The organism is Lysobacter sp. DMC97 (assembly GCF_056313745.1).
Map to the genome: position 1 here is coordinate 37,176 of NZ_JBQUZR010000003.1, position 15,080 is coordinate 52,255.

At 68.4% G+C, this 15,080-nt stretch carries 15 protein-coding genes; 12 read left to right on the top strand and 3 right to left on the bottom strand.

Going from position 1 to position 15,080, the window contains the following annotated elements; translation table 11 throughout:
- Positions 1-90: 90 nt before the first annotated feature.
- The 10 genes from atpB to ACT53Q_RS06355 all read left to right on the top strand — a co-directional run bounded on the left by atpB (position 91) and on the right by ACT53Q_RS06355 (position 9,282).
- Positions 91-915 (top strand): F0F1 ATP synthase subunit A, encoded by an 825-nt coding sequence (gene atpB, locus ACT53Q_RS06310; protein ID WP_476185819.1) that lies wholly within the window; start codon positions 91-93, stop codon positions 913-915.
- A gap of 70 nt (positions 916-985) precedes the next feature.
- Positions 986-1,261, top strand: coding sequence for a F0F1 ATP synthase subunit C (gene atpE, locus ACT53Q_RS06315; protein WP_476172664.1), 276 nt, complete (start codon positions 986-988; stop codon positions 1,259-1,261).
- A 109-nt stretch (positions 1,262-1,370) separates the two neighbouring features.
- Positions 1,371-1,841, top strand: coding sequence for a F0F1 ATP synthase subunit B (locus ACT53Q_RS06320; protein WP_476185820.1), 471 nt, complete (start codon positions 1,371-1,373; stop codon positions 1,839-1,841).
- A 16-nt stretch (positions 1,842-1,857) separates the two neighbouring features.
- Positions 1,858-2,385, top strand: a complete 528-nt coding sequence (locus tag ACT53Q_RS06325) for a F0F1 ATP synthase subunit delta (protein ID WP_476185821.1) — start codon at positions 1,858-1,860, stop codon at positions 2,383-2,385.
- A gap of 64 nt (positions 2,386-2,449) precedes the next feature.
- Complete coding sequence (gene atpA / locus ACT53Q_RS06330; RefSeq protein WP_476185822.1) at positions 2,450-4,000, top strand: F0F1 ATP synthase subunit alpha; 1,551 nt, start codon at positions 2,450-2,452, stop codon at positions 3,998-4,000.
- Positions 4,001-4,101: 101 nt separating this feature from the next.
- Positions 4,102-4,968 carry a F0F1 ATP synthase subunit gamma gene (gene atpG / locus ACT53Q_RS06335; RefSeq protein WP_476185823.1) on the top strand — a complete coding sequence of 289 codons (867 nt, stop codon included), beginning with the start codon at positions 4,102-4,104 and terminating at the stop codon, positions 4,966-4,968.
- Positions 4,969-5,027: 59 nt separating this feature from the next.
- On the top strand, positions 5,028-6,443 hold the full coding sequence (gene atpD, locus ACT53Q_RS06340; protein WP_476185824.1) for a F0F1 ATP synthase subunit beta: 1,416 nt from the start codon (positions 5,028-5,030) through the stop codon (positions 6,441-6,443).
- 118 nt (positions 6,444-6,561) lie between these two features.
- The gene (locus ACT53Q_RS06345; RefSeq protein WP_476185825.1) at positions 6,562-6,984 is read left to right on the top strand and encodes a F0F1 ATP synthase subunit epsilon; all 423 of its coding nucleotides are present in this window, start codon (positions 6,562-6,564) and stop codon (positions 6,982-6,984) included.
- Between the two features lie 131 nt (positions 6,985-7,115).
- Positions 7,116-7,895, top strand: coding sequence for a hypothetical protein (locus tag ACT53Q_RS06350; protein WP_476185826.1), 780 nt, complete (start codon positions 7,116-7,118; stop codon positions 7,893-7,895).
- The gene (locus ACT53Q_RS06355; RefSeq protein ID WP_476185827.1) at positions 7,888-9,282 is read left to right on the top strand and encodes an XVIPCD domain-containing protein; all 1,395 of its coding nucleotides are present in this window, start codon (positions 7,888-7,890) and stop codon (positions 9,280-9,282) included. The genes ACT53Q_RS06350 and ACT53Q_RS06355 overlap by 8 nt, the downstream gene beginning before the upstream one ends.
- A gap of 47 nt (positions 9,283-9,329) precedes the next feature.
- Here ACT53Q_RS06355 and ACT53Q_RS06360 read toward each other — a convergent pair whose 3' ends face one another.
- Together ACT53Q_RS06360 and ACT53Q_RS06365 are read right to left on the bottom strand one after the other, a co-directional pair.
- Complete coding sequence (locus tag ACT53Q_RS06360) at positions 9,330-9,713, bottom strand: GtrA family protein (protein WP_476185828.1); 384 nt, start codon at positions 9,711-9,713, stop codon at positions 9,330-9,332.
- Positions 9,710-11,740 carry a hypothetical protein gene (locus ACT53Q_RS06365; protein WP_476185829.1) on the bottom strand — a complete coding sequence of 677 codons (2,031 nt, stop codon included), beginning with the start codon at positions 11,738-11,740 and terminating at the stop codon, positions 9,710-9,712. The genes ACT53Q_RS06360 and ACT53Q_RS06365 overlap by 4 nt, the downstream gene beginning before the upstream one ends.
- An 81-nt stretch (positions 11,741-11,821) precedes the next feature.
- Between ACT53Q_RS06365 and glmU the strand changes: the two genes are divergently transcribed.
- Both glmU and ACT53Q_RS06375 read left to right on the top strand, forming a co-directional pair.
- Positions 11,822-13,192 (top strand): bifunctional UDP-N-acetylglucosamine diphosphorylase/glucosamine-1-phosphate N-acetyltransferase GlmU, encoded by a 1,371-nt coding sequence (gene glmU, locus ACT53Q_RS06370; RefSeq protein WP_476185830.1) that lies wholly within the window; start codon positions 11,822-11,824, stop codon positions 13,190-13,192.
- Positions 13,189-13,728: a hypothetical protein gene (locus ACT53Q_RS06375; RefSeq protein WP_476185831.1), complete on the top strand. Its 540-nt coding sequence runs from the start codon at positions 13,189-13,191 to the stop codon at positions 13,726-13,728. Before glmU ends, ACT53Q_RS06375 begins: the two co-directional genes overlap by 4 nt.
- Positions 13,729-13,764: 36 nt before the next feature.
- Here ACT53Q_RS06375 and ACT53Q_RS06380 read toward each other — a convergent pair whose 3' ends face one another.
- A complete protein-coding gene (locus ACT53Q_RS06380) occupies positions 13,765-15,078 on the bottom strand; it encodes a sensor histidine kinase (RefSeq protein WP_476185832.1) in 1,314 nt (437 codons plus the stop codon).
- Positions 15,079-15,080: the final 2 nt, after the last annotated feature.

The following is a 15,080-nucleotide window of genomic DNA, read 5'->3' on the forward strand; positions in this document are numbered from 1 at the left end:
GGCCGGACCGGACGGAACGTGTGACCGAAGCGTCGCGAACTTCCTCGCGGCGAACCTTGCGGGACATCCCGTGGAAACGAGGGCGACGGCGTGAGTGCTGAGAAAAGTGGCGGCGGGCTGACCGAATACATCGTCCATCACCTGACCCACAACAAGATCGACGTGGCCGGCCACAGCCTGCACATCGACTCGTGGGTGATCTCGCTGGCCCTGGGCCTGCTGGCCTGCTTCCTGCTGTGGTCCCAGGCGCGCAAGGCGACCTCGGGCGTGCCGTCGAAGGCCCAGGCCTTCGTCGAGATCGTGGTCGAGTTCGTCGACGGCCAGGTCAAGGACGCCTTCCACGGCGACCGCCGCTTCATCGCCCCGCTGGCGCTGACGATCTTCGTCTGGGTCGTGTTCATGAACACGATGGACCTGCTGCCGCTGGACCTGCCGGGCCGGATCATCGCCTGGACCGCCGGCGAGGAAGCCGCGCACCACACCTACCTGCGCGTGGTTCCGACCGCCGACGTGAACACCACGTTCGGCATGTCGATCACCGTCTTCCTGCTGATCATCTTCTACTCGATCAAGGCCAAGGGCTTCGGCGGCTTCACCAAGGAGCTGTTCACCGCCCCGTTCCACGGCCACGGCGTGATGGCCATCATCCTGGCCCCGTTCAACCTCTTCCTCAATCTCGTCGAATACCTGTCCAAGCCGGTGAGCCTCGGCATGCGACTGTTCGGCAACATGTACGCGGGCGAGCTGCTGTTCATGCTGATCGCCGGCCTCTTCGCCTCGTGGGCCACCTTTGTCCCGGGCGTGCTGATCAACTCGGCTTGGGCGATCTTCCACATCCTGATCATCCTGCTGCAGGCCTTCATCTTCATGGTGCTGACCGTCGTGTACCTGTCGATGGCACACGAGCACCACTGAGTCACGCTTTCCCGATCTTCGCTTCAACCCTCCACGCTTCCCATCCATCTCGTTCAATCCGGAGTTCACCATGGAATTCATCGCCAACGTCCAGGGCTTCACCGCCATCGCCATCGGCCTCATCGTCGGTCTCGGCGCGCTCGGCGCTGCGCTCGGCATCGGCATCATGGGTTCGAAGTTCCTCGAATCCGCCGCGCGCCAGCCGGAACTGGTCCCGATGCTGTCGGGCCGCATGTTCCTGCTCGCCGGCCTGATCGACGCGGCGTTCCTGATCGGCGTCGGCGTCGCGATGATGTTCGCGTTCGCGAACCCGCTGCTGGCCGCGCTGCAGAACGCCGCGGGCTGATCGGCACCAGCGCGGCGCCCGTCGCGGCGCCGCGCCACCGCTTGCGTCCATCGCGGCCCCGGGCCGCGGTGGGCGCCGATTCGCAGGACTCGCTTCCGCAGGGCACGTCATGAATCCGAATATCACCTTGCTGGGCCAGATGATCTCGTTCGCGATCCTCATCTGGTTCACCGTCAAGTTCATCTGGCCGCCGCTGACGAAGGCGATCGAGGAGCGTCAGCAGAAGATCGCCGACGGTCTCGCCGCCGCCGACAACGCGCAGAAGAACCTCGCCCAGGCCGAAGAGAAGGTCAACGAGGAGCTCAAGGTCGCCCGCGCCAAGGCCAACGAGATCATCGAGCAGGCCCACCAGCGCGCCAACCAGATCATCGACCAGGCCAAGAACGACGCCATCGCCGAGGCCAACCGGCAGAAGGCCGTGGCCGAGGCCGAGATCGTCGCCGCCGCCAACCGTGCCAAGGAAGACCTGCGCAAGCAGGTGTCCGCCCTGGCCGTGTCGGGCGCCGAAAAGCTGCTCAAGCGCGAAATCGACGCCAACGCCCACAAGGCGCTGATCGACGAACTCGCCGCCCAGCTCTGACGGCACGGAGACTCCGATGAGCCAGGCCCTCACGCTCGCCCGCCCCTACGCCCGCGCCGCCTATGCGATCGCGCGCGAGAGCGGTACCGCCGCCCCGTGGTCCGACGCGCTCGCCTTCGCGGCGCGCGTCGCCGCGGATCCGCGCGTGCACGCGCTGCTCGGTCATCCCCAGCTCGGCCGCGACGACGCGGTCGCGCTGCTGTCGCCGGACGGTGCTTCCGAACCTTTCCGCAATTTCCTCGCGCTGCTGGCCGACAACCGTCGCCTGCCGCTGCTGACGGAGATCGCCGGACTGTTCGAGGAGCAGCGCACCGAGGCCGAGCGCATCGTCAAGGCGAAGGTGACCTCGGCGACGGCGCTGCCCGCCGCGGAGCTGGACACGATCAAGGCTGCGCTGAAGCGCCGCTTCGGCCGCGACGTCGCGCTCGAGACCGCGGTCGACGAGGCCCTGATCGGCGGCGCGGTGATCGACGCCGGCGACGTGGTGATCGACGGCTCGCTGCGCAGCAAGCTCGCCCGCCTGCAGTCGGCGCTCGCCCACTGACGCGCCCGTCCCACACACGCTTTCATTTCATCGTCGGCGGCGACGCCGGCACAAGGGAACCACCATGGCCAGCACCCAGCTCAACCCGTCCGAAATCAGCGAACTGATCAAGACCCGCATCGAAAAGGTCAAGCTCGCCGCCGAAGCGCGCAACGAAGGCACCGTGACCTCGGTGTCCGACGGCATCGTGCGCATCCACGGCCTGGCCGACGTGATGCAGGGCGAAATGATCGAGCTGCCGGGCAACACCACCGCGCTCGCGCTGAACCTCGAGCGCGATTCGGTCGGCGCCGTGGTCCTCGGCGATTACAAGCACCTGCGCGAAGGCGACACCGCCAAGACCACCGGCCAGATCCTCTCGGTGCCGACCGGTCCGAAGCTGCTCGGCCGCGTCGTGAACGCGCTGGGCGAGGCGATCGACGGCAAGGGTCCGGTCGAATCCGATACCCGCGCGCCGGTCGAATGCATCGCCCCGGGCGTGGTGTGGCGCAAGTCGGTGTCGCAGCCGGTGCAGACCGGTTACAAGTCGGTCGACTCGATGATCCCGATCGGCCGCGGCCAGCGCGAGCTGATCATCGGCGACCGCCAGACCGGCAAGACCGCGCTCGCGATCGACGCGATCATCAATCAGAAGCACTCGGGCATCAAGTGCATCTACGTGGCCATCGGCCAGAAGAACTCGACCATCGCCAACATCGTGCGCAAGCTCGAAGAGAACGGCGCGATGGCGTACACCACGGTCGTCGCCGCCTCGGCGTCCGAATCGGCCGCGATGCAGTACATCGCCGCCTACTCGGGCTGCACCATGGGCGAGTTCTTCCGCGACCGCGGCGAAGACGCGCTGATCATCTACGACGATCTGTCGAAGCAGGCCGTGGCCTACCGCCAGATCTCGCTGCTGCTGCGCCGTCCGCCGGGCCGCGAAGCCTACCCGGGCGACGTGTTCTACCTGCACAGCCGCCTGCTCGAGCGCGCCGCCCGCGTGTCCGAGGAGTACGTCGAGAAGTTCACCAACGGCGCCGTGAAGGGCAAGACCGGTTCGCTGACCGCGCTGCCGATCATCGAAACCCAGGCCGGCGACGTGTCCGCGTTCGTGCCGACCAACGTGATCTCGATCACCGACGGCCAGATCTTCCTCGAGACCGACCTGTTCAACGCCGGCATCCGCCCGGCCGTGAACGCCGGCATCTCGGTGTCGCGCGTCGGTGGCGCCGCCCAGACCAAGATCATGAAGAAGCTGTCGGGCGGCATCCGCATCGCGCTCGCCCAGTACCGCGAGCTCGCCGCGTTCGCCCAGTTCGCCTCGGACCTCGACGAAGCCACCCGCAAGCAGCTCGAGCGCGGCCAGCGCGTCACCGAGCTGATGAAGCAGAAGCAGTACGCGCCGATGTCGGTCGCCCAGCAGGCGCTGTCGATCTACGCGGTCGACAAGGGCTACATGGACGGCGTGCCGGTCAACAAGATCCTCGCGTTCGAAGCCGGCCTGCAGGCGCACTTCGCCAACACCCAGGGCGCGCTGATCGCGAAGATCGACGAGACCGGCGACTGGAACGACGAGATCGAAGCCACCTTCAAGGCCGGCATCGAAGAGTTCGTGAAGACCGGTTCCTGGTGATGTTGCAGGGCGGGCCCCGGCCCGTCATCGCGGCAACGCATCGCCGACGCGGGTTTGCAATCACGACGGTGGGCTGAAGCCCACCCTACGGGAAGAAAGAGATGGCAGGCGGCAGAGAAATCAAGACCAAGATCAAGTCGGTGCAGAACACCCGCAAGGTGACGCGTGCGCTGGAAATGGTCTCGGCCTCCAAGATCCGCAAGGCGCAGGACCGCATGAAGGCCTCGCGTCCGTACGCGCGCGCGATGAAGCAGGTCATCGGCCACCTCGCGCAGGCCAACTCCGAGTTCCACCATCCGTACCTGGTGGAGCGCAAGGAGATCAAGCGCGTCGGCTACGTCATCGTCTCGTCGGACCGCGGCCTCGCCGGCGGCCTGAACAACAACCTGTTCCGCAAGCTGCTCGTCGAGATGCGCCGCTGGCAGGAACAGGGCGTGGGCATCGACGTCGTCACCATCGGCCAGAAGGCGAGCGTCTTCTTCCGCCGCATCAGCAACGTCGGCATGCTCGCCTCGGTCACGCATCTGGGCGACACCCCGCACGTCGACCAGCTGGTCGGCGTGGTGAAGACGATGCTGGACGCCTACAGCGGCGGCCAGGTCGACAAGGTCTTCCTCGTCTACAACGACTTCGTCAACACGATGACCCAGCGCGCGGCGTTCGACCAGCTGCTGCCGCTGCCGGCGTCGGAGACGGCCGTCGCGCACCACGACTGGGATTACATCTACGAACCCGACGCGCAGACCGTGCTGGAGCACGTGCTGACCCGCTACATCGAATCGCTGGTGTACCAGGCGGTGATGGAGAACGTGGCGTCGGAGCACGCGGCGCGCATGGTGGCGATGAAGGCCGCCAGCGACAACGCGACCAAGCTGATCGGCACGCTCAACCTCGTCTACAACAAGGCGCGCCAGGCGGCGATCACCCAGGAAATCTCCGAAATCGTCGGCGGCGCGGCCGCGGTCTGACGACGCGACGATACGGATCGGAACTCATGCAACACGACATTTTCGAATCGGGAACCACCATGAACACCTCCAACACGCAAGGCAAGATCGTCCAGATCATCGGCGCCGTCGTCGACGTCGAATTCCCGCGCGAGAGCGTGCCCAAGGTGTACGACGCGCTGAAGGTGCAGAACACCGAGATCACCCTCGAAGTGCAGCAGCAGCTCGGCGACGGCGTGGTCCGCACGATCGCGCTGGGTTCGACCGACGGCCTGAAGCGCAACCTGATCGCTGACAACACCGGCCGCGCCATCTCGGTGCCGGTCGGCAAGGGCACGCTCGGCCGCATCATGGACGTGCTCGGCAATCCGATCGACGAGTGCGGCGCGGTCAAGGCCGACACCACGTGGGAAATCCACCGCGCGGCCCCGACGTACGAAGAACAGTCCTCGTCGACCGAACTGCTGGAAACCGGCATCAAGGTGATCGACCTGATGTGCCCGTTCGCCAAGGGCGGCAAGGTCGGCCTGTTCGGCGGCGCCGGCGTGGGCAAGACCGTGAACATGATGGAGCTCATCAACAACATCGCGACCGAGCACTCGGGCCTGTCGGTGTTCACCGGCGTGGGCGAGCGCACCCGCGAAGGCAACGACTTTTACCACGAGATGCAGGAGTCGGGCGTCGTCAACGTCGAGGAGCACGAGAAGTCGAAGGTGGCGATGGTGTACGGCCAGATGAACGAGCCGCCGGGCAACCGCCTGCGCGTCGCGCTGACCGGCCTGACCATGGCCGAGTACTTCCGTGACGAAGGCCGCGACGTGCTGCTGTTCGTCGACAACATCTACCGCTACACGCTGGCCGGTACCGAAGTGTCGGCGCTGCTGGGCCGCATGCCGTCGGCGGTGGGTTACCAGCCGACCCTCGCCGAGGAAATGGGCGTCCTGCAGGAGCGCATCACCTCGACCAAGACCGGTTCGATCACCTCGATCCAGGCCGTGTACGTGCCCGCGGACGACCTGACCGACCCGTCGCCGGCGACCACGTTCGCGCACCTTGACGCCACCGTCGTGCTGAGCCGCAACATCGCTTCGCTCGGCATCTACCCGGCGGTCGATCCGCTGGACTCGACCTCGCGCCAGCTCGACCCGAACGTGATCGGCAACGAGCACTACGAGACCGCGCGCCGCGTCCAGTCGACGCTCCAGAAGTACAAGGAGCTGAAGGACATCATCGCGATCCTGGGCATGGACGAGCTGTCGGAAGACGACAAGCTGGCCGTGGCCCGCGCCCGCAAGATCGAGCGCTTCTTCTCGCAGCCGTTCACGGTCGCGGAAGTGTTCACCGGCTCGAAGGGCAAGTACGTGTCGCTGAAGGACACGATCCGCGGCTTCAAGGGCATCGTCGACGGCGAGTACGACCACCTGCCGGAGCAGGCGTTCTACATGGTCGGCGGCATCGAGGAAGCGGTCGAGAAGGCGAAGAAGCTCGCTGCCTGATCTGCACGGTAGGGTGGGCCCTTGGCCCACCATTGCGAGGCATCGGACGTTCACGAACGTTTGATGTTGCGACAAGAGCGGTGGGCCGAGGCCCACCCTATGAGGAACCCGAAAACCCATGGCCACCATCCGTTGCGACATCGTCAGCGCCGAAGCCGAGATCTTCCACGGTGAAGCCACGCTCGTGGTCGCCACCGGCGAGCAGGGCGAACTCGGCATCGCGCCGCGCCACGCGCCGCTGATCACCCGCCTGAAGCCGGGCAAGGTCGTCGTCACCACCGCGGCCGGCGAAATCCTCGACTTCGCGATCTCCGGCGGCATCCTCGAAGTGCAGCCGCAGGTCGTGACCGTGCTGGCCGACACCGCGGTGCGCGCGCAGGACATCGACGAAGCCGCCGTGAAGGCCGCGATGGAAGAAGCCAAGCGCGCGCTGGAGCACAAGGACCCGAAGATGTCGGCCGAGGAAGCCCAGGCGCAGCTGGCGATGAGCCTCGCCCAGCTGAGCGCGCTGGAGCGCCTGCGCAAGAACCTCAAGCACTGAGGTCCCGCGCCTTCGCGATACACGGAAACGCCGGCGAAAGCCGGCGTTTTTCGTTCGCGTCCACGTCGCCGGCGGGCGAGGGCGCGACGGGGCGGCTTGTCCGCCTCGATCGGCGTTGTCGATCGCGGATCGTGACCGACGGCCTCGATCCGGGGCGTTCCTTGAGCGCGCGTTGCCGGGTGTGCTTAACTTCGGCCGTCGCTGCCCGGCCTCGCGCCGTGACCGGAGGCGCGGCGATTCCAGCGACCGGACATGGTCCGGACCGCATCGCCAGGGGCGATCGGACTTCGGCGAACCGCAGGTCGATGCACAGCGCGGAGATCCGCATCCCGCATCGTTTCGTTTCCTCATCGCGCAAGGACATGCCCATGATGACGACGCAGCACGCTGTTCCACAGCCGACGACGGCCGAACTCGGCCCCCGTCTGCTCGCACTCCTCGCAGGCCTGCACGGCCCGGACGATCTCGCGCCGGGCGCCATCGAACGCGTCACCGGCGTCGCCATGCGCCACGATCCCGCGGACGCCGGGCGCTACGGTTTCGGCCTGCCGCTCGAACCCGGCTGGATGTGCCATCTCAGCGCCTTGCCCGCTGCCGAAGGGGCGCCGCCCAAGCGCCTGGTGATCTCATACGACGCCTCCGGCGGGGATGACGCGGCCTTGCCGCCGTCGGTGCCGGCGCTGGACGACGTCGCCCGGGCCCTCGTCGACGCTGGCTACCGGCGCGACCCGGTGTTCGGTCCGCGCAACGTGCTGTGGGGGCAGGTGTTCACCCGGGACGACGTCGAGATCCGCGTCAACGTGGAAGCCGAGGACCCGGCCGCGGATACCGTCCGCCCGCGCGTCACGCGCATCGCGGTCGACGCCGCGCTCGGCACGGGCACCTTCGCGGGAGGCCTGCGCCATGAGTGAACTCTTCAGGGGCGTGCAGAACTTCTTCGATCCGAGCGGCAAGCCCAAGCGCGATCTCGACGACATGATCGACACCTACGCCAAGGGCGGCAAGGAACATGCGAAGGTGGCCGAGGGCATGCGCAACGTGCTGCTGCTGTCGCCGGACCTCAACAAGCGCATGGTGGAAGCGGTGCGCGATGGCTACCTTACCCGGTTGTCCAGCGACAATCCGGGCGACAACGCGGCGGCCGGCTACAACGCCCATTCGAGCACGATGTTCGTCCGGCCCCGTTTCAACGGCAGCGATTCGGCCTACGCGGAGCTGATGTTCACGCTCGGCCACGAGACCGACCATGCGCGCTCGCTGAAGGGCCAGAACCACGCCACGTCGATGCTGGGCCCCGAGGTGCAGCGCATCGCCGCGGCGCCGAGCGTGGGCCCGCGCGACTACACCCCCGCGATCGCGACGTACATCGAACACCAGCGGACGGAAGAAGCCCAGGCGCACATCGGCGGCTTCAACGCGATCTCGTCGTACGTGATGACGCACGGCAAGGCCGGGAAGGGCAAGGAGCTGGAAGCGATCTACGCGGTGGACCCGCTGCGCATGGGCGATTTCATCAGCGTCACCGGCGATCCGGCGAAGTACGCACTGAAGCCGGGACTGGAGGTGGGCAAGGACTTCCAGATGCCCAAGAACGGCGCGAACGTCGAGGCGATGAAGGGCTACTACGCCGACAAGATGATCGACGGCGATTACATGATGTACCGGCAGGAAGCGATCAAGACCGGCATGGAACTGGTGGGCAGGATCGAAAAGATCCACTCCGACAACAACCTCGAGGACCGCAGCTACATCATCGATCCGGACCGTCTGCAGGCGCACCGCACGCTCAACCTGCCCGCGGACGGCCGGCACGAGATCAAGGGCGCCGTGCAGATGGCCAGCCTGAGCGACCTCGGCATCGATCTCGGTTCGCTCGCCCCGCTGGTCGCCGACAAGGACGCACCGAAATCGTCGGTGTCGCTGGTGCCGAAGCAGGAGGACCATCCCTTGTTCGCGCAGGCACTGGAGAAGGTGGTCGAATACGACAAGCGCGACAAGCTCACCGACTCGCCGCAGGAGCTGCGCAACCTGGCGGCCGCGCTCGCGGTGCAGGCGGAATCGCGTGGCCTCAAGCAGATCGACGAGGTCATGCTCAGCGTGGACAAGACCGGCATGATCGCCAGCCAGCATGCCGGCTCCGAGCGCCTCAACGCCGCCGTCGACGGGAAGACGGCGATGGACACGCCCGAAGGCGTGAACCTCGCCAGGCTCGCGCCGGTGCCGTCGCTGGTCGCCTCGCAGTCGCCGTCCGAATCGCAGTCGCAGGTCCGGGACGGCAGCGGCGGCATGAAGTTCTAGCGCGGCGGTGCCGGATCGATCGCACGATCCGGCATCCCCTGCGCGTGTCAGCGCTTGTAGACCCAATGCCGCGAGGCGAGGAAACCGGCGAGCCCCAGCGTCAGTTCGATCGCCGGCTTCGCCAGCCATGCGCCGTGCAGGCCGAAGGCATCGTCGACGCCGCCCATCGCCAGCGTGCTGATCGTGGTGGTGCACAGCCACAGCAGCACGAACCGCCGCAGCTGCGTGCCGCCGAGACGCGTGTCGTCGCCGGCGAACGTGACCTTGCCGTTGAGCCAGAAGCCGAGCATCGCGCCGGCGATGCGGCCGCAGACATTCGCGGTCTCGATCGGCAGCCCGCCGTGGCTGGCGACCACGGTCACGGCCCAGTCCAGCAGCCATTGCAGGCCGCCGATGAGCAGGTAATGGCCGCCCTGACGCGACAGGCTCATGGTGACGTTGCCGATGCAGGCGCGAGATCGAGACGCCACAGCGTCATCGTGCCTTCGTGTGCGACCGCCCGTGCGCCTGCGACGCGCAGGCTCGCCCGCAACGCGGGCGAGGCGACGGCCTCGTCGGTCAGCGTCCAGCGGATGGCGTGCGCGGCGAAGAGGCGTCGCCATGCCGCGCCCGAGGCATCGCCGTCCGCCGCCTGTGCCTCGCGCTGCAGCCACGGCGCATGCGGCGACACCGTGCGCCCGCGGCCACCGAGTTCGGCGATGAAGCCGCGCTGCGGATCGGTCGCCAGCACGCCGCCGTCGTCGCCGGGCGGCAGCCGGCGCAGCAGCAGGCGCTCCGGCAGCCACTCGCGCAGCACGACGGTGTCGTCGAACGGACTGCGCAGCGTGCGCTTGAACACGGACGCGTGGTGCAGCCAGCTCGCGTTCGCCTGAAATGCGAGATCGAGCGTGCACAGCGCGACCAGCGCCCACGCGAACGTGCGGCGGCCCGACGCGGCCTCCATCCCGATCGGCAACAGCACCAGCAGCAGGCCGAGGCCGGGCCACGCATAGCGCGCGTACTGCATCGACAGCAGCGGCAGCAGCATCGCGGCGATGGCGCACAGCAGCAGACCGCGCCGGCGCAGGCGCAGCAGCGCGAGCAGCAGCACGCCGCCGAGCGCGATCGGCGCGAAGCCCAGCGCGCCGTCCCAGCCTTCGAGGTAGCGGTCGGTGTCGAACACCATGCGCCACGGCAGATCAAGCGCGAGACCCGCGTGCCAGCGTGCATCGTCGAGCTGCACGGCCGGCATCGCCGGCGAGCGGAACACCTGGTTGAAGAGCGGCAGCAGCGGATTGCCGGTCGCGCGCCAGGCCATGACTTCGCTCGACAGTGCGAGGACGGCGAACAGCGCGATCGCGATCGGCAGCCGCGACCACGGCAGCGCGCCGCGATGCCGCCACCCCGCGTAGACAATCAGCGGCAAGGCGGCGATCCCGTGCACCGGCTTCAGTGCGAACAGGCCGGCGAACAGCGCTGCGCCTGCCAACAGCCGGCCCGGTGCATCGGTGACGATGACCGCCGCCAGCGCGAGCGTGACCGCGGTGGCGGCAAGTTCGGTCTGCTGCCCGGCGGCCATCCACACCAGCGGCGGCAGACTGGCGAGCAGCGCGAGCGACGCCCAGCGTTCGCGCGGTGCGGCGTGCAGCGATGTGAGCAGCGATGCCGCGGCGCCGGCCATCAGCAGCAGCCACAGCGCATTCATCGCGCCATGCGCCTCGCGTCGCGCGAGCACGCCGACGATGCCATGCAGTACGTCGCCCGCCCACGGCGCGTACGCCCATATCTGCACGCGCGCATCGGGCGCGTAGGCCGCGTGCAGCCGCAGCTGCGCGGGCAGGCCGAGGTGGTAGGTCAGGTCGTCCATCTGCAGCGACGGCAGCCAGCAGGCGGTCGAGGCCAGTCCGAACAGCAGCACGGTCGCCGCCGCCGCGCGCGGCGCTTCGCCGACGGTGGTGCGCCAGCCGGTCGTGATCGCGCGCAGGGCTTCGGCGATGGCGTGGCGTCGCCAGGCGATGACGATCAGCAGCAGCGGCCACCAGACGATCGCGCGATGGATCGGCCAAGTCAGCGTCCAGCCGGTGGTTCCCGCGATCGCGACCAGACCGACGGCGGCGGCGATCGCGGCACGCACCGGCATGCGTGCGGGCACGAGCCACAGGCCGACGCCCATCGCCGCGGCACCCAGCGTCGCCGCCGCGAGCACCGGCAGCGCGCCGGCGTAGATCACGAGGGCGATTGCCCAGAGCGCGGCGAGCATGGTCGCCATGCGGCAGCGGAAGGCTTTGCGCAGCGGCCACGCGAGGAGACAGCTCAGCCCCGCGAGCACCAGCGACAGCGCGAAGCGCTCGGCCGGCAGCACGCGCCAGGTGTCGTGGATGACCAGGCCGGCGACTGTCGCCGCGAAGCCGGCCGCCAGCGCGATGCGCATCGCCCGCGAGGGCAACGGCGGATCGAGGGCGGCAGGCGATGCGGACATGCGCGGGTCGCGGGAGGGAGGCGCCGGCATCGTAGCAGCCGCTCCCGCTAGAATGCCGGCATTCCCGGCCCCGGAGCCCGCATGACCGCCCCTCTCCATGTCGTCGTCCTCGCCGCGGGCGAGGGCAAGCGGATGAAGTCCGCGCTGCCCAAGGTGCTGCAGAAGATCGCCGGCGTGCCGATGCTCGCGCACGTGATCGCCAGCGCGCGTGCGCTCGCGCCGGCCGGCATCCACATCGTCTACGGCCACGGCGGCGACGCCGTGCGCGCCGCGTTTTCCGACCAGCCGGACCTGCGCTGGGCCGAGCAGGCGGAGCAGCTCGGCACCGGCCACGCGGTGCAGCAGGCGATGCCCGGCGTGCCCGATGACGCGCGCGTGCTGGTGCTGTACGGCGACGTGCCGCTGATCCACGCCGAGACCCTGCGCCGGCTGCTCGATGCACCCGGACGCCTCGCGGTGCTGGTCGCCGAAGTCGCCGATCCCACCGGCTACGGCCGCATCGTGCGCGATGCGCAGGGTCGCGTTGCGTCGATCGTCGAGCACAAGGACGCCGACGAGGCCACGCGCCGCATCCGCTCGATCAACACCGGCATCATCGCCGCCGATGCCAATGCCCTCGTGCCGTGGCTGGATCGCCTGTCGAACCAGAACGTGCAGGGCGAGTACTACCTCACCGACGTGTTCGCGATGGCCGCCGACGAATTCGTGCCGGCCGAAATCGTGACGGTGCACGATCCGATGGAAACCGAGGGCGCCAACGATCCGTGGCAGCTCGCGCAGCTCGAACGCGCGATGCAACTGCGCCGCGTGCGCGCGCTGTGCGCCGACGGCGCGCGCTTCGCCGACGTGAACCGCGTCGACGTGCGCGGCACGGTGACGGTCGGCCGCGACGTGGAGATCGACGCGAACGTCGTGTTCGAGGGCGAGGTCGCGCTTGGCGACGGCGTGCGCATCGGCGCGTTCTGCCGGCTGAAGGACGTCGTGCTCGCGGCCGGCACCGAAGTGCGCGCGCACTGTGACCTCGACGGCGCGCGCACCGAAGGCGCGGTACAGATCGGCCCGTTCGCGCGACTGCGCCCGGGCACCGTGCTCGCCGACGGCGTTCACGTCGGCAACTTCGTCGAGACCAAGAACGCGCGGCTCGGCACCGGCAGCAAGGCGAACCACCTGACCTATCTCGGCGATGCCGTGGTCGGCGCGGGCGTGAACGTCGGCGCCGGCACCATCACCTGCAACTACGACGGCGCCAACAAGTCGACGACGACGATCGAGGACGGCGCCTTCATCGGCTCCAACGCCGCGCTCGTGGCACCGGTGACGATCGGCGCGAACGCGACCGTCGGCGCCGGCTCCACCATCGTCGAGGACGTGCCGGCGGGCAAGCTCGCGATCGCGCGCGCGCGGCAGGTCGGGATCGATGGCTGGAAGCGACCGGTGAAGAAACCGAAATGAGGCGGGCGTGGCGCCAGGCGGTGTTCGCGGCCGTGCTGGTCGCCGTGCTCGCCGGCTGCGCCAGAATCCGGATGTACGAGTACGAACCGCTGTTGGTCCCGCTGGACGAAAAGAACGAACTGGAGATCACGACCTACCCGTCGTGGTTTGCGCGGGAAACGTTCGGCATCCCGTTCCTGTACAAATCGGAACGCACGCCGGAATCGGTGTATTTCCAGGTGTACGTGAAGGACCGGCACCAGGCCGCCGGTCCCAACCCCAACGTCTCGTCCATTCGCATCGAATCGTTCTCGTACCGGCAGGCGGGGCGCCCGCCGGTGGTGCTGATCGAGAACTACGATTCCTATTTCTGGATGCAGGACAACCCGAACTACAACAAGCTCGGTTCGACGCCGGTGCCCTGCGTGCCGAACGAGAGGATCACCATCGCGATCTCGCTGGTCCTCAACGGCAGGCGCCATGCGCTGACGAAGCAGCTCGCCGCCGTCGAGCACCGCTACACGGAATCACTGCCGCTCCGGGTGTTGAGCCAATGACGGGGACCCGGTCGTCGTCCCATGCGGGACGTCCGATCACCGTGCCGGCAGCGTGAGCCCCACCCACAGGCCACCGCCCTCGCGGTTCTGCAGCGAGATGCGGCCGCCGTGCGCTTCGATGATGTCGCGGCACAGCGCCAGCCCGAGGCCGGTGCCGTGGCGCTTGGTGGAATAGAACGGCAGCAGCGCCTGCGCGAGCACGGCATCGCTCATGCCGCTGCCGCGGTCGAGGATGTCGATGCGCCAGGCGTCGGGCTGGCGGCGCAGCCGCAGTTGCACGTCCTGCGGCGCCGAGCCGGATTCGTGCGCGTTCTTCACCAGGTTCAGCAGCGTCTGCTCGAACTGCGCGGCGTCGGCCTGGAACACGCCGTCGCCGTGCTGGCCGTCCCACGCGAATTCGACCTGGCTGCGCAGCTGCGCGAGGAAACGTGACCACTCCAGCGACTGCAGCCGCGGCGCCGGCAGTTTCGCGAAGCGCGCGTAGTCGCGGATGAAACCTTCGAGGTGGCGCGCACGTTCCTCGATCGTCGCCAGCGCGTTCGGGATGCGTTCGAGCTGGCCGCGCTTCATCAGTTCGGCGCTGGAGTGCGCGAGCGACGCGATCGGCGCCAGCGAGTTGTTGAGCTCGTGGCTGATCACGCGGATCACCTTTTTCCACGTCTGTACTTCCTGCCGGCGCAGCTCTGCGGTGAGCTGGCGCAGCAGGATCAGTTCGTGCCGGCGGCCGTTGAGCAGGAAGCCGCGGCGCGAGAGATGGAAGATGTCCTCGTTGTCCTCGTCGCCGACCGCGAAGATGCCGTCGCCGCCGCGCTCGAACGCATCGCGCAGCGCCTGTGGCGTGCGCGCGAGGACGGCATCGAAGGTCTGCCCTTCCAGACGACGGCCTTCGCCCAGCAGCTTGCGCGCGGCGAGGTTGCCCAGCACGACGCGGCCGGCGGGTTCCAGCAGCACCATCGCCACCGGCGTGTTCTGCACCATCGTGTCGAGCAGCAGTTCGCGCTGCACCAGCGACACGCGCTGTTCGCGCAGGGCGTCGCCCAGCGCGTTGTGCGCACCGACGAGTTCGACGAGGTCGCTGTACTTGTCCCAGGTGATGCCGAAGCTGAAGTCGCCGTCGCGATAGCTGGCGACGGTGCCGGCGAGCGCGCGGAACAGCGCGCGCATCGGCGACAGCGTGCGCCACAGCAGCGCGGCGAGCAGCGCGCCGGCGACCAGCGCCGACAGCAGCGCCGCGCCCCAGTCCGGCAGCCAGCGCGCCAGTACCGCCGTGCCGGCCGCGGCGAGTGCGACGCACAGCGCGCCCAGCATCATCAGGCGAATGGCCAGCGGCAGCATGCGGAGGATGTGCATGG

Coding starts and splice junctions, on each gene's coding strand:
- atpE (WP_476172664.1), top strand. CDS start 986: ATGGAATTCATCGCCAACGTCCAGGGCTTCACCGCCATCGCCATCGGC.
- ACT53Q_RS06320 (WP_476185820.1), top strand. CDS start 1,371: ATGAATCCGAATATCACCTTGCTGGGCCAGATGATCTCGTTCGCGATC.
- ACT53Q_RS06325 (WP_476185821.1), top strand. CDS start 1,858: ATGAGCCAGGCCCTCACGCTCGCCCGCCCCTACGCCCGCGCCGCCTAT.
- atpA (WP_476185822.1), top strand. CDS start 2,450: ATGGCCAGCACCCAGCTCAACCCGTCCGAAATCAGCGAACTGATCAAG.
- atpG (WP_476185823.1), top strand. CDS start 4,102: ATGGCAGGCGGCAGAGAAATCAAGACCAAGATCAAGTCGGTGCAGAAC.
- atpD (WP_476185824.1), top strand. CDS start 5,028: ATGAACACCTCCAACACGCAAGGCAAGATCGTCCAGATCATCGGCGCC.
- ACT53Q_RS06345 (WP_476185825.1), top strand. CDS start 6,562: ATGGCCACCATCCGTTGCGACATCGTCAGCGCCGAAGCCGAGATCTTC.
- ACT53Q_RS06355 (WP_476185827.1), top strand. CDS start 7,888: ATGAGTGAACTCTTCAGGGGCGTGCAGAACTTCTTCGATCCGAGCGGC.
- ACT53Q_RS06360 (WP_476185828.1), bottom strand. CDS start 9,713: ATGAGCCTGTCGCGTCAGGGCGGCCATTACCTGCTCATCGGCGGCCTG.
- ACT53Q_RS06365 (WP_476185829.1), bottom strand. CDS start 11,740: ATGTCCGCATCGCCTGCCGCCCTCGATCCGCCGTTGCCCTCGCGGGCG.
- glmU (WP_476185830.1), top strand. CDS start 11,822: ATGACCGCCCCTCTCCATGTCGTCGTCCTCGCCGCGGGCGAGGGCAAG.
- ACT53Q_RS06375 (WP_476185831.1), top strand. CDS start 13,189: ATGAGGCGGGCGTGGCGCCAGGCGGTGTTCGCGGCCGTGCTGGTCGCC.
- ACT53Q_RS06380 (WP_476185832.1), bottom strand. CDS start 15,078: ATGCACATCCTCCGCATGCTGCCGCTGGCCATTCGCCTGATGATGCTG.